This is a genomic window from Nocardia acididurans, assembly GCF_016741815.1.
GTDB lineage: Bacteria > Actinomycetota > Actinomycetes > Mycobacteriales > Mycobacteriaceae > Nocardia > Nocardia acididurans.
This window is the reverse complement of the sequence record NZ_JAERRJ010000012.1, coordinates 139,136-151,960: the sequence shown is the minus strand read 5'-3', so window position 1 is coordinate 151,960 and position 12,825 is coordinate 139,136. Positions and strand designations below refer to the sequence as shown.

13 protein-coding genes are annotated in these 12,825 nt (G+C 67.6%); 8 read left to right on the top strand and 5 right to left on the bottom strand.

What is annotated here, in order from left to right:
* Positions 1-303: 303 nt before the first annotated feature.
* The 4 genes from JK358_RS29360 to JK358_RS29345 all read left to right on the top strand — a co-directional run bounded on the left by JK358_RS29360 (position 304) and on the right by JK358_RS29345 (position 4,089).
* Positions 304-2,694 carry a sensor histidine kinase gene (locus JK358_RS29360; protein ID WP_201954037.1) on the top strand — a complete coding sequence of 797 codons (2,391 nt, stop codon included), beginning with the start codon at positions 304-306 and terminating at the stop codon, positions 2,692-2,694.
* Positions 2,695-2,733: 39 nt separating this feature from the next.
* Positions 2,734-3,126, top strand: coding sequence for a roadblock/LC7 domain-containing protein (locus tag JK358_RS29355; protein ID WP_201954034.1), 393 nt, complete (start codon positions 2,734-2,736; stop codon positions 3,124-3,126).
* Positions 3,127-3,253: 127 nt separating this feature from the next.
* Positions 3,254-3,724, top strand: a complete 471-nt coding sequence (locus JK358_RS29350; protein WP_201954031.1) for a MarR family winged helix-turn-helix transcriptional regulator — start codon at positions 3,254-3,256, stop codon at positions 3,722-3,724.
* Complete coding sequence (locus tag JK358_RS29345) at positions 3,721-4,089, top strand: DUF5313 family protein (RefSeq protein WP_201954028.1); 369 nt, start codon at positions 3,721-3,723, stop codon at positions 4,087-4,089. The genes JK358_RS29350 and JK358_RS29345 overlap by 4 nt, the downstream gene beginning before the upstream one ends.
* Here the strand turns inward: JK358_RS29345 and JK358_RS29340 are convergent.
* From JK358_RS29340 to JK358_RS29320, 5 genes are all read right to left on the bottom strand, one after another.
* Positions 4,086-4,502, bottom strand: a complete 417-nt coding sequence (locus tag JK358_RS29340; RefSeq protein ID WP_232852098.1) for a DUF4189 domain-containing protein — start codon at positions 4,500-4,502, stop codon at positions 4,086-4,088. The genes JK358_RS29345 and JK358_RS29340 overlap by 4 nt on opposite strands.
* A gap of 75 nt (positions 4,503-4,577) precedes the next feature.
* Positions 4,578-5,456, bottom strand: a complete 879-nt coding sequence (locus JK358_RS29335) for a DUF5995 family protein (protein WP_201954022.1) — start codon at positions 5,454-5,456, stop codon at positions 4,578-4,580.
* A gap of 113 nt (positions 5,457-5,569) precedes the next feature.
* A complete protein-coding gene (gene lipP1, locus JK358_RS29330) occupies positions 5,570-6,529 on the bottom strand; it encodes a LipP1 family hormone-sensitive lipase (RefSeq protein ID WP_201954020.1) in 960 nt (319 codons plus the stop codon).
* A 63-nt stretch (positions 6,530-6,592) separates the two neighbouring features.
* Positions 6,593-7,348: an SDR family NAD(P)-dependent oxidoreductase gene (locus JK358_RS29325; RefSeq protein WP_201954018.1), complete on the bottom strand. Its 756-nt coding sequence runs from the start codon at positions 7,346-7,348 to the stop codon at positions 6,593-6,595.
* A 12-nt stretch (positions 7,349-7,360) separates the two neighbouring features.
* Positions 7,361-8,488, bottom strand: a complete 1,128-nt coding sequence (locus JK358_RS29320; protein ID WP_201954016.1) for an LLM class flavin-dependent oxidoreductase — start codon at positions 8,486-8,488, stop codon at positions 7,361-7,363.
* Positions 8,489-8,701: 213 nt separating this feature from the next.
* On the opposite strand from JK358_RS29320, the gene JK358_RS29315 reads away from it, so the two are divergent.
* The 4 genes from JK358_RS29315 to JK358_RS29300 all read left to right on the top strand — a co-directional run bounded on the left by JK358_RS29315 (position 8,702) and on the right by JK358_RS29300 (position 12,752).
* On the top strand, positions 8,702-9,457 hold the full coding sequence (locus JK358_RS29315; RefSeq protein ID WP_201954014.1) for a glucose 1-dehydrogenase: 756 nt from the start codon (positions 8,702-8,704) through the stop codon (positions 9,455-9,457).
* A gap of 9 nt (positions 9,458-9,466) precedes the next feature.
* Positions 9,467-11,131, top strand: coding sequence for a 3-oxosteroid 1-dehydrogenase (gene kstD / locus JK358_RS29310; protein WP_201954013.1), 1,665 nt, complete (start codon positions 9,467-9,469; stop codon positions 11,129-11,131).
* A 1-nt stretch (position 11,132) separates the two neighbouring features.
* A complete protein-coding gene (locus JK358_RS29305) occupies positions 11,133-11,864 on the top strand; it encodes an SDR family NAD(P)-dependent oxidoreductase (RefSeq protein ID WP_201954010.1) in 732 nt (243 codons plus the stop codon).
* 72 nt (positions 11,865-11,936) lie between these two features.
* On the top strand, positions 11,937-12,752 hold the full coding sequence (locus tag JK358_RS29300; protein ID WP_201954007.1) for an SDR family NAD(P)-dependent oxidoreductase: 816 nt from the start codon (positions 11,937-11,939) through the stop codon (positions 12,750-12,752).
* Positions 12,753-12,825 lie beyond the last annotated feature (73 nt).

Below are 12,825 nucleotides of genomic sequence, written 5' to 3'. Positions count from 1 at the left end.
GAGGGCACAGCTCCGAAGTGCCGCCCGGAAGAGGCGGCTACCCTTCAGCACATCGTGCATCCAAGCATCAAGACGGGCAAAATGTGCGGACATCGCATTATTTCGCGTGCGATTCGTGCATATAGCGCCTTCGGGACCGTATGGGCGTTTCGGATCCGGAAATCCGCAACAATTCAGCGATCGTCATCGTGAGCAGCTGTTTTCGTTCGGAACAATCGCGTATTCATTTGCGGCACCATCCTTTTCCGCTACGCTCCAGTCCGGCGGGAGCGTTTCACCGCCGGGAAAAGGGGGCGGGGGTCCGTGTTCGAGTCGTTGCGACGGCCTACCGGAGGGACGCGCACGCTGCGCGGGAAGACTTATTCACGACTGGGCGTCCGCGCCCGGCTGCTGGCCATCGTGCTCGTTTCCAGCATCACCCTGCTGGTGATCGGCGTCGGCGCCGCCGGATATCTGGTGCGAACCGGTCAGGAAGCCGCGGATTGGGCGGAATTGGCCGCCCGGACCACCGAACCTGGCCGTGAGATGGTCGAGGCGTATCAGGACGAGCGCCTGGCCTCACTGCGCTATCTCGCCGGTGAGCCGGCGACGGCCGTCGACCTGGCGGGCACCCGCGCCCGCACCGATGCCGCGGCCGCCGCGGCCAGAACCCTGCTCGAGGCCAATGCCGCCGGTCTGACGAGCAACAACGCCGAGCAGATGATGAGCTACGGCGAACTGTACGAGAAGTTCCCGCTCTTCCGCTCCGGCATCGACGCCCGGCAGATTCCGGTGGAGCAGGTGTTCGCGCTGTACGGCGGCATCATCGGCACCGGCCCGGCCGCGACCATGTATTCCGCCGGCGTCGCCCCCGACGCGGCCATCGGCGCCCAGCTCACCTATTCGGTCCCCGCCATGCGCGCCGCCGAGGGCCTGTCGCTGACCATCGCCCTGGGTTCCTTCGCCCTGGCCACCGGCGGCCCGGACGCCCGCACCCTGGTCGAAATCGGCCGTGCTATAGGCGATTACCGCGGCGAGGTCGCCTTCGCCATGACCCTGCTGCAGGGTGAGCGCCTGACCGCCCTGCAGACGCTCACCGCGAGCCGGGACTGGCAGACGCTGACCTCGGCCGAGGAGGCCCTGGTGCGCGGCGAGACCGTGCTGCCGGTCACCGTGGCCGAGTGGCGTGACGCCGGTGTCCGCACCCGCGACACCCTCATGCGGGTGTGGCAGCAGCAGACCAATGCCGCGCATGCCATTGCGCGCGAACGAGGTTCGGATACCGCGCTGGGTTCGCTCTACGGTGGCGCGGCGGTGCTCGCCATCGCGGTGCTGGCCTTCCTGATCGCGCTGGTGCTGGCCAATCGTTTCGTGGCGCGCACCCGTCTGCTGCACCGGCACACCCTGGAGCTGGCCGACAACCGGCTGCCGGAGCTGATGCGCCGCCTGCGGGCGGGTGAACCGGTGGATCCCGCCGAGGAGGTGGCCGGTCCGGCCTTCGGCAGGGACGAGATCGGCCATGTGGCAGCCGCTTTCGACCGCGCGCATCTGGCGGCGGTCTCCGCGGCGGTGGCCGAGTCCAAGACCCGGGCGGGTGTGAACGCGGTGTTCCTCAATATCGCGCATCGCAGCCAGGTGGTGGTGCACCGGCAGCTGGCTCTGCTGGACGAGGCCGAGCGCGGTGAGGAGAACCCGCATCAGCTGGACCTGCTGTTCCAGCTCGACCATCTGGCCACCCGGGCGCGCCGCAATGCCGAGAACCTGATCATTCTGGGTGGTGAGCAGCCCGGCCGCCGGTGGCGCAAACCGGTGCCGCTGGTGGATCTGGTGCGCGGCGCGGTCGCGGAAAGCCTGGACTACAGCAGGATTCGCACCGGCCGCCTGCCCGAGGTGAGTATCGAGGGCAAGGCGGTGGCCGACCTCATCCACGCCATGGCCGAGCTGATGGACAATGCCACGGCCTTCTCCCCGCCGAATTCGGTGGTGGAGGTGTTCGGCGCGGCCGTCGGCCGGGGCGTGGCCGTGGAGATCGAGGATCAGGGCCTCGGCATGTCGGCGGAGGAGATCGCCGAGCGCAACGAGATGCTGTCCCACCCACCGGATTTCAGTGTGGCGGCTTTGACCGCCGATATCCGTCTCGGCCTGTTCGTGGTGGCCAAACTGGCTGCCCGCCACGGTATCTCGGTCCGGCTGACCGAATCCGTGTACGGTGGCATCCGCGCGGTCATGATCATTCCTTCCGCGCTGGTGGCCGAGCCGGAGGCGGACCACCCCGACCGTGACGCCGAGCTCCGCCGCGAACCGGCTCTCCTGCGCCGCGAATCCCTGCGCGGTCGCCTGGCGGCGCAGCGCGACAACCCGATCGCGGCGCCGCAGGTGCCGCTCGCCCTCGGCTCCACAGCGGCTGCCGCCGCATCGGATCCGACCGGCCCGCAGCCGATTTCCCCGGATCCGGAGCCGGTGCCGGAGACCTGGCATCGCACCGCCGCCGCCCTGCGCGCGCCGTTCCCGCCGCCCGCCGGGGGCGATCGCGCCTTGCCGCCGCCCGGAGAACGGCCCGCGCTGCCCCGCCGATCCCGCAATTCCGCTGTGGTGCAGCCGATTCCGGAGATCGAGCCGGAGCCGTCCGCGAAGCAGCGCAGTGCCGCGCAAGCCCGTGACCGCGTCTCCGCGGTCGTGTACGGCAGTCGCAGGGGACGTCATCGTCCGTCCTGAGTTGCCGCTCAGCCGAATTCGATTCACGAAGGGTGACAGATGACTGCAGCGAACAGTCTCGATTGGCTATTGGACGAGATGCTGGGCCGCCTGCCCGATGTCCGCTCGGCGGTGGTTCTGTCCGCCGACGGTCTGCTGCTGGGTCGTTCGGCGGGTCTGACCCGCGCCGATGCCGAGCGGTTCTGTGCGATGGCCTCGACCATGCACAGTCTGGCGCGGACGGCGGGCCGGCATTTCGAGGTGGGCGGCGTCTGCCAGACCATGATCGAGCTCGATCAGGCGGTTCTGTTCATCACGGCGGCCGGTCCGAATGCCTGTGTGGCGCTGCTCGCGGGGGAGGCGGCCGATCTGGGCATGGTGGCCTACGAGGTGAACCAGACCGTGCAGAAGGTCGGCACGCATCTGTCGGTCTCACTGCGTTCTCCGGTCTGACCTGCTGATCCGGTCACATCCCACGGTGTCGAGCGGTCGGATGTGACCGGAAATACGCACCCCTTTGCGGGCTAATCGTTAGTGCGTTAACTATTATCGGGCTAACGATGATCGAGGAGGGTGGCCCGTGGAACCGGATATCGACGACCCGCTGCGGCTGGACCGGCAGGTCTGCTTCGCGCTGGCGGTGGCCAATCGCGCGGTGCTGGCCGTCTACCGCCCGCTGCTGGAACCGATGGGCCTGACCCATCCGCAGTACCTGGTCATGCTGGCCCTGTGGGGTGAGGCCCCGATGTCGGTGCGGGCCATCGGCGAGGCCATCCAGCTCGATTCGCCCACCCTGTCCCCGCTGCTGAAGCGGCTCGAGGCCGCCGGTCTCATCACCCGCCACCGGGACAGCCACGACGAACGCAATCTGGTGGTCGATCTGACCGAGGCGGGCCGCGCCCTGCGCACGGAGGCCGAGCAGATCCCGCCCGCCGTGGTACAGCGCCTGGGCGTGAGCCTGGCCGATCTGGAGGAATTGCGCGAGGTGCTCACCCGCGTGAACGACGCGGCCCGCCGCTCGGTGCTGCCGCAGACGGGAGCCGGACAATGAAGCGCCCCAACCCGCTTCAGTGGCTCGGCTACGCCTGCGGCGGCCGCCTGCCGGACTCCATGCGCGAGTGGGTCCGCAACGACCTCACCGGAAACTGGGCTGTGCCAAGGCATATCGTGCGCGGGCTGGTCCCGCTGACCCCGATCTTCGCGCTGTTCCTGCTGTTCCCCGGGGAACTGTGGCTGCGCGGTTCGATGATCCTGCTGGCAGTGCTGCTGGCCGTGTTCTACATCGTCGCCTACATGCCGATGAACCGTGGCTACCGCCTGGCCAAGCACGGCTTCCCGCAGGATCTGGAGAATCCGGCGCGGGCCTCGCGCCGCGCCGCCGAACGCGCCGCCTACGAGGCCCGCTACCAGCGTTAGCCCGCGTTCTTGGTGCAGGTGGAGGCGACGACGCTCGCCGCCCGCGCGGTGGCGCTGCCGAGATCGGGGAAGGGCGGGTTGGATTCCCCGAGGCTCGCCACCGCGATCTGCTCGGCCTCCTCGCGGGTGCCGCCGGTGGCCCACCCCCACTTCCCGTCCGCGCCTTGGACTATCGCGGCGCAGCCGTTGCTGAAGCGCAGCACGATTTCGCAGTCGTAGAAGTCGCAGTCGCGAATGGCGGCGGCATCGGCCGATACCTTGCTCTGCTGATCGGTGACGGTGATCGCCCGGTTCTGCAGGCGCGAGAGTGCGATGGCCCCGTAATACTGCGGTGCGGCCTCCGCGATTCCGGTTGCGCCCAGGGTGCAGGCAATGGATACGGCGGCGATACCGCCAAAGCGTGTGACCGACAAGAGAATCCCCATTGTTTCAAACAGATGAACCAGGGTGATGCTAGACGGTCCGGCGGCCCGGCGGCAGTAGTCGGCTCAGATCAATCCGGTGAATTCCAGTCCGTCGAAGACGGTTTCGGCGGTGTCGTAGAGCGAATGCATCCCGGCGACGGCCGGCATATCGGTGACCGGATTCTGCATGGCGATACCGGAGGTGAGCGAGGTGCTGCGCACGCCCTGGAACATGACGTAGCTGGTGCTGCCGTCACCCAGGACCCGGTCGCCGACCCTGCCGACGAAATACAGGTGGAAGAAGTCGCCGAGCTTCGCCCCGTACACCGCGGCGAGCTCGTCGGTGATCGCGGTGGTGGTGCCGATCAGCGAATCACCGATGGCGAAGAAGTCGCGGGTGTTGCGCAGCTGGGTGCCGGTGTCGGCGACGGCCTGCGGGAAGTCGATGAGCAGGTGCGCGTCCAGGCCCGCCGCGGCCACCCGGCCCGCGCTGCGGCTCGGATCGGCCGCGAAGCTGTAGTACCGCTGCCAGCTCGGCGTCACCGCGCCGCCGGTCAGGTGCCCGTGCAGGTTCTCCAGGTAGGAGTGGAAGAACGCGAAGCTGACCCGGCGCGCCCACGCCGGATCGTCGAAGTCGCCCGCGTCCAGCAGCGGGTTCGCGTCGCGCAGGATATTGCGATAGAAGACGGCGAAGATGCCGCGCCGGTCGTGGCGGTCCACCAGGATCCGCGCGATCCGCTCGATGCGGTCCTGTCCGTCGTGCAGATCATGCAGTGTCGCCGGATTCGAGAGCTGAATCAGCTCGGCCTTCTCCGATTCGGTGAGCGGTGAATTCACTGCATTCACAGTGGAATTCGGTTCGGCGTGCGCCGCGGTATTCACCAAGCTCACCGGCGCCGCCGCGATGATCGACAGCGACACAATCGAGACGAAACGCGAGAACTTGCGCAAAACACTCTCCAAGCACACTTGATAACGGACAGCTATGAGTACCAAAAGGACTTCGGCTGTCACAAAAAAGCGTTAGCAGTTGGTGAGGGTTGCCACAAATTCAGAATAATGTGACTTTCTGCAGGTCAGCCCATTTCGGAATGGGATCTGGCCAATGACCGGCGCAATGCGCCGAATGCCGCGTTATTCGCGCGCTGAGTTTCGCGCAGATGCCAGGCCATCGACATGAAGCCGTGAATGGTGCCGTTCCACCGGTGGATCTCGGCCTCCACGCCCGCGTCGCGCAGCAGCCGGCCGTAGGTCTCGCCCTCGTCGCGCAGGGGATCGAATTCCGCGGTGGCGATGTAGGCGGGCGGCAGTCCGGTCAGGTCGGCGATCATCGGGTTGGCGAGCGGATCGGCGGCGTCGGTCTCGGCGGTGAGGTATTGCCGCCAGTACCAACGCAATTGGGCGGCGGTGGTGAAGTAGCCGTCGGCGTTCTCGGTGTAGGAGCCGCTGTCGCAGGCCGGGTCCAGCATCGGGTACAGCAGCATCTGGAAGGCGATATCGGGTCCGCCGTTGTCGCGGGCCTGGATGGCGGCCACGGTGGCCAGGTTGCCGCCCGCGCTGTCTCCGGCCACGGCGAGGCGTTCCGGATCGCCGCCCAGGGATTCGGCATGGTCGGCGACCCAGCGCAGTACCGCGTACGCGTCGGCGGCCGCGGCGGGGAAGCGGGCGTCGGGAGCGCGGCGGTAGTCCACGGAGACGACGATGACGCCCGCCGCATTGGCCATGGTGCGGCAGAACCGGTCGTGGCTGTCGAGATTGCACAGCACGAAGCCGCCGCCGTGATAGAAGACCACGACGCCGGGTGTCTTCTCGGCGTCCAGCGGCCGGTACAGCCGCACCGGCACCTCGGGTGCGTCGACCGGGCCGGGAACCAGCCATTCCTCCACGCCCGCAACGGGAATCGGTTCGACGGCGGCGACGGGCCGGGCTGCCAGGAAGGCCCGCGCCTCGGTGGCGTCGACCACCTTGGTGCCGAGTTCGGGGAAGGCGGCGGTGGCGGCGTCGGTGAAGGCCCGCCATTCGGGGGAGAGGGGCATTGCGAATTCCTTCCGGCCCTCGTCGGCCCGCCGGATTCGCGGCGGGCCGTGAATCCTGCTGTGCTACTGCATGTTCCGGGGGATGAATTTGCCCGCGGCGAGGCCGCCGTCGACGGTGACCTCCGCGCCGGTGATGTAGGCGGCGGCGTCGGAGGCGAGGAAGGCGACGAGTTCGGCGACCTCCTCGGGCAGGCCGGTGCGCTCCAGCGGCAGGGTGGGGAAGCTGCCGGGACCGGTGGTCAGGTAGGGCACCATCGGGGTGGCGATGGGGCCGGGATGCACCGAATTGACCCGGATCTGCTGCGGGCCCAGCTCCAGCGAAGCGATCTTGGTGAGGCCGCGCAGACCCCACTTGGAGGAGCCGTAGGCGGAGTGGTTCATCAGCCCCTCGAGCCCGGCCTGCGAGGAGATATTGACGATGGACCCGCCGCCGGCCTCGGTCATGGCGGGGATGACGGCCTTGATGCCGTGGAACGCGCCGACCAGATTCACCTTCAGAATCCGTTCCAGCTCTTCGGCACTCGTCTCCACCAGCGGCTTCATGGTGTAGATGGCGGCATTGTTGACCAGCACGTCGAGCTTGCCGAAGGACGAGACCGCTTCGGCCACAGCGGCATTCCAGCTGTCCGCGTCGGTGACGTCGTGGCGCACGAATCGTGCTGCCGCGCCGATGGATTCGGCCAGTTCCTTGCCCTCGGTCTCCAGCACGTCGGTGATGACCACCTGCGCGCCGCGCTCGGCGAACAGCCGCGCCTCGGCCGCGCCCTGCCCGCGGGCCGCGCCGGTGATCAGGGCGACTTTGCCTGTCAGATCAGTCATTCGGAGTTCCTTCTACTTCGCGCGGAAATGTGGGATGACCTTTTCGCCCCACTGACGGATGGTTTCGAGGCACGCCTCCTGCGGCACGGTGCCCATCTGGATCAGGCACAGGATCTCGTCCGCGCCCGCCTCCTGGAGCCGTTCCACGTACGCGATGGCGTCGTCGGCGTTGCCGTAGGCGTGTTCGGTGTTGAAAATCGCTGTGGCCCCGGTCTTCACGGGGATCCTGGCCTCGTGCAGATAGGCCACGTGCTCCTCGGCGGCGGCCCGCATCTCGGCGACGGCGTCGGCGGTCGGGTCCACGGCTTCGTCGGGCACCGGTCCCGCGCCGTAGTAGTACTTGATGGATTGCGCGAAGAAGCGCTGCCCGCGCGCCCCGATCTGCCGGGCCTGCTCGCGATCGTCGAGCACGATGGTCGGGCACAGCGCCGCGAAATGATCGTTGACCACGGTGGATACCAACCGCTCCCCGGTGCGCTCGGCAATCGCGGTGTCGTAGATCCGCCGCAGTTCGGCGATCTCCTCGACCCCCGCGAAACCCAGTACCAGCGCGCCGATTCCGTAGTCGGCGGCCAGTTTCAGCGTGTCCTTCTTGGTGCACGCCATGAACAGCGGCGGATGCGGTCGCTGCACCGGCCGGGGCAGCAGGTGGTGCGGCGAGATATCCAGAAGCTCACCGTGGTACTCGAATTCGCCGTCCGGATCCTGCCAGGCGGCGGCGATCATGCGCAGTGATTCCTCGACCTCCTGATAGGTGCGGTCGGGATCCACCCCGCACATGGAGGTCTCCACGGCGGTCGCTCCGCGCCCCGCGCCCAGGTTCAGTCGTCCGCCGGAGAGCACGTCCAGCATGGCCGCGCGTTCGGCCGCCCGCACCGGGTGGTTGAAGTTGAACGGCATGCACACCACGCCGTGCCCGATCCGGATCCGTTCGGTCCTGGCCGCCACCCAGGTCAGGAAGATCTCCGGCGCGCTCATGTGCGCGTACCACTTGAGCCCGTGATGCTCGACCGCCCACACCGTGTCGAACCCGACCTGATCGGCGAGCACCGCCTGTTCGACGCAGTCGCGCAGCACCTGCGCCTCGTGCTCGGCGGTGGGATCGGTCATCTGCGCTTCGAAGATCATCGAGAACTTCATCAGGGCTCCTGCCGCTATGCCTAGTTGGAATAGTTCAGGACCCATAACCTGAGGTCATTCGGATGTCTCAGTGGCCGGGACCACACCGTGCCCCCCTGAATCGATCGCCTTAGCGTCGGTGGAACACCCCACTTCTCTCTCCTGCGCCGCGCGACGGGCGCGGCGCAGGGTCTGTTCCAGAAGTGGGGACGACGCTTCGGAAGGACTCACAGAGTGGGACAGCTGGACGGGAAGGTCGCGCTGGTTACGGGTGGCGCTCGCGGCATGGGTGCGGAGCATGTGCGCCGCTTCGTGGCCGAGGGCGCGCGGGTGGTGTTCGGTGATGTGCTCGACGACGAGGGCAAGGCGCTCGCCGCCGAGCTCGGCGACACCGCGCGCTACGTGCACCACGATGTGACCAGCGAATCCGACTGGACCGCAGCGGTTTCCGCGACCACCGAGGCGTTCGGCCGGCTCGATGTGCTGGTCAACAATGCAGGTATCCTGCGCTTCAAGCGCATTCTGGACATGAGCCTGGACGAGTGGAATCTCATCCAGAACATCAACGTCACCGGTGCTTTCCTCGGTATCCGGGCCGCCGCGCCCGCCATGACCGAGTCCGGTGGGGGTTCCATCGTCAACGTTTCCTCGGTCGAGGGCTTCGTCGGCGCTGCCGGGCTATCCGCGTACAGCGCGAGCAAATTCGCGCTGCGCGGGCTCACCAAGTCGGCCGCGCGGGAGCTCGGGCACTCGGGTATCCGGGTGAATTCCGTGCATCCCGGCGGTATCGCCACCCCGATGACCGCCGCCGTGGCGGGCGCCTCCGGGGTGGACGGCAACAGCTTCTTCTCCGAACTGCCCATCCCGCGCTGGGGTCAGCCGGTGGAGGTGTCCGAGGTGGCGTTGTTCCTGGCCTCCGATGCCTCCAGCTACTGCACCGGCGGCGAATTCGTCGTCGACGGCGGCATGCTCACCAGCTGCGGATACTGAGGAAACGCAATGGAATTCGAATTCGACGTCGTCGTCGTGGGCTCCGGTGCGGCGGGTATGACCGCCGCGCTGACGGCCGCCTACCGTGGCCTGTCGGTCACGCTCATCGAGAAGAGCCGCCTGTTCGGCGGCTCCACCGCGCGCTCGGGCGGCGGCATCTGGGTGCCGAACAATCCCGTGCTGCGCGCGGCCGGGGTGCCGGACAGTCCGGAGCTGGCCCGCACCTATCTGAAAGCCGTTGTGGGAGGCCGGGTTCCGGAGGCCAAGCAGCGCGCTTTCCTGGACAACGGCCCGGCCATGTTCGACTACCTCGGCGCGCGGTCCGCGCACTGGGATTTCGTGTACGACCGCGGCTATTCCGACTACCACCCGGAGTACCCGGGCGGGTTGGCGCAGGGCCGCAGTATCGAACCGAGGCCGATCGACGGCCGCCTGCTGGGCGGCGATCTGCACAAGATCAACCAGCCGACCATGTCCGCACCCAAGGGAATCGCCATCACCGTCAGCGATTTCCACGATCTGAACATGATCGCGCGCACCTGGGCGGGTAAGAAGACCGCCATGAAGGTGGGTGCGAAGACCGCGCTCAACCTGCTCAAGGGCGCGAAGCCGCTGAGCCTCGGCAAGGCCCTCGCGGCGCGGCTGTGGCTGTCGCTGCGTGACGCCGGTGTGCCGGTGTGGCTGAACACCCCGCTCACCGAACTGATCACCGAGGGCGACACCGTGGTCGGCGTGCGCGCCGAGCACGAGGGCCGGTCCGTGGTGATCAAGGCGCGCCGTGGTGTGGTGCTGGCCGCGGGCGGCTTCGAGCACAACCTGGAGATGCGCAAGCAGTACATCGACGGCCCGCAGAACACCGCGTGGACCGTCGGCGCGACGGAGAATGTCGGCGAGGGCATTGTCGCGGGCCAGAAGGCCGGTGCCGCGGTCGATCTCATGGACGACGCGTGGTGGGGCCCCTCGGTGCGCAACCCCGACGGGCCGCCGTTCTTCATGCTGGCCGAGCGCTCGCAGCCGGGCGCGATCGTGGTGAACGCCAATGGCGAACGCTTCGTCAACGAATCCGCGCCGTACGTGAACGTCGTGCACACCATGTACGCCGAGGAACAGAAGGTGCCCGGCAGCATTCCGGCGCATTTCATCTTCGACCAGAACTTCCGCGACCGGTATCTGTTCCTGGGCAATTTCCCCAAGCGACCGCTGCCGCAGAAGTATTTCGACGCGGGCATCATCAAGCAGGCCGACACCCTCGCCGAACTGGCCGCCGAGGTGGGCCTTCCCGCCGACAAGCTGGCCGCCACCGTGGAGCGGTTCAACGGCTTCGCGCGCAAGGGCCGCGACGAGGACTTCCTGCGCGGCGACTCGGCCTACGACCGCTACTACGGCGACCCGACCGTCAAGCCGAATCCGACGCTGGCCCCGCTCGAGCGCGGCCCGTTCTACGCGGTCGAGATGGTGCCCGGCGATCTCGGCACCAAGGGCGGCCTGGTCACCGACGAGCACGCCCGCGTGCTGAACGACCAGGGCGATGTCATCGCGGGCCTGTACGCGGCGGGCAACAACTCGGCCGCCGTCATGGGCAACGACTACGCCGGCGCGGGCGCGACCATCGGCCCCGCCATGGTGTTCGGCTATATCGCCGCCAACCACCTCGCCGATCTCGAGGAGAACTGATATGGGACGGGTCGACGCCAAACATGTGATCGTCACCGGCGGCGCGCGGGGGATGGGCGCGGCCTTCGCGCGCAAACTCGCCGCCGAGGGTGCGCAGGTGACCATCACCGATGTGCTCGCCGAGGAGGGTGCGGCGCTGGCCGCCGAAATCGGTTCCAGCGCACTGTTTCTGCCACTCGACGTGACCTCCGAGGCGGCGTGGCTCGACGTCGTGGCCACCGCCGAGAATCATTTCGGCCCGGTCACCGGCCTGGTCAACAATGCGGGCATCGTGCACGTGGATCCGATCGAGAAGCTGTCGGAAGCCGACTACCGCAAGGTGATCGACGTCAACCAGCTCGGCGTCTTCCTCGGCATGAAGTCCGTGGTGGCGTCCATGCGGCGCGCGGGCGTCGGGTCGATCGTCAACATCTCGTCCACGGGCGGGCTGATCGGCTACTCCAACATCCTCGGCTATGTGGCCTCCAAGTGGGCCGTGCGCGGGATGACCAAGACCGCCGCGCAGGAGTTCGCCGCCGACAACATCCGCGTCAACTCGGTGCATCCGGGCATCGTGGCCACCGAGATGGTCGCGGCGTCCGCGCGCTCGGCGAATATCGCCGCGAATCAGCCGATTTCGCGGCCGGGCACGCCGGAGGAGCTCGCCAACCTGGTGCTGTTCCTCCTCTCCGACGACTCCTCCTACAGCACCGGGTCGGAATTCATCGCCGACGGCGGCTTCACCACCCAGTAAGAGCGGGGGTTCCAGGGGGCGCAGCCCCCTTCCCCCCACCCCGCAACCTGTTGCGAGACAAGGAATAAGCCCATGAAGGACTTCCACGGCAAGGTCGCCGTCATCACCGGTGCGGGCGCCGGTATCGGTCGCGCGCTGGCGATCGAATTGGCCCGCAACGGAGCACATCTCGCGCTGTCCGGCCGCAACCTGGACAGTGTCGCCGAGACCGCGGCGCTGTGCGAGAAGGAGGGCGTGCAGGCTCGCGCCTACAAGCTCGACGTGACCGACCGCGCCGCCGTCTACGCGCACGCCGAGGAGGTCGTCTCCGATTTCGGCAAGGTCAATATCGTCATCAACAATGCCGGTGTCTCGTTGACCGCCAATATCGAAGACGTCACCTGGGAAGACTTCGAGTGGATCTTCAACATCAATTTCTGGGGCACCGCACACGGCACCAAGGCGTTCCTGCCGCATGTCGTCGCCTCCGGTGAAGGGCACATCGCCAATGTGTCGTCGATGTTCGGTCTGGTGGCCTGCCCGAGCCAGAGTGGTTACAGCTCCTCGAAGTTCGCCATGCGCGCCTTCACCGACGCGCTGCGCCAGGAGATGATCATCGCGGGCAACAATGTCGGCGTCTCCTCGGTGCACCCGGGCATGATCAAGACCGAAATCGCCTGGAAGGCACGCGCTTCCGCCAACCGCAACCGCGACGAGCTGGCCTCGAACTTCGACCGGCTGGCCAAGACCAGTCCGGAGCAGTGCGCCCGGACCATCCTCAACGGCATCCGGAAGAACAAGCCGCTCATCCTGATCGGCACCGACGCCAAGGCCATGAACTGGATGCAGCGCCTGCTCGGCTCCGGCTACATGAAGCCGCTGACGGCGCAGATGCGCAAGGAGATCTGAGCCGCGCCGCTGCCGCGAACCGGCGGCGCGACTCCGGCCGCAGCCCCGCACCACCCGGTGCGGGGCTACCGGT

Bases quoted from the DNA above. Each gene is read 5' to 3' on its own strand.
- JK358_RS29355 (WP_201954034.1), top strand. From the start codon at position 2,734: ATGACTGCAGCGAACAGTCTCGATTGGCTATTGGACGAGATGCTGGGC.
- JK358_RS29345 (WP_201954028.1), top strand. From the start codon at position 3,721: ATGAAGCGCCCCAACCCGCTTCAGTGGCTCGGCTACGCCTGCGGCGGC.
- lipP1 (WP_201954020.1), bottom strand. From the start codon at position 6,529: ATGCCCCTCTCCCCCGAATGGCGGGCCTTCACCGACGCCGCCACCGCC.
- JK358_RS29325 (WP_201954018.1), bottom strand. From the start codon at position 7,348: ATGACTGATCTGACAGGCAAAGTCGCCCTGATCACCGGCGCGGCCCGC.
- JK358_RS29320 (WP_201954016.1), bottom strand. From the start codon at position 8,488: ATGAAGTTCTCGATGATCTTCGAAGCGCAGATGACCGATCCCACCGCC.
- kstD (WP_201954013.1), top strand. From the start codon at position 9,467: ATGGAATTCGAATTCGACGTCGTCGTCGTGGGCTCCGGTGCGGCGGGT.
- JK358_RS29305 (WP_201954010.1), top strand. From the start codon at position 11,133: ATGGGACGGGTCGACGCCAAACATGTGATCGTCACCGGCGGCGCGCGG.
- JK358_RS29300 (WP_201954007.1), top strand. From the start codon at position 11,937: ATGAAGGACTTCCACGGCAAGGTCGCCGTCATCACCGGTGCGGGCGCC.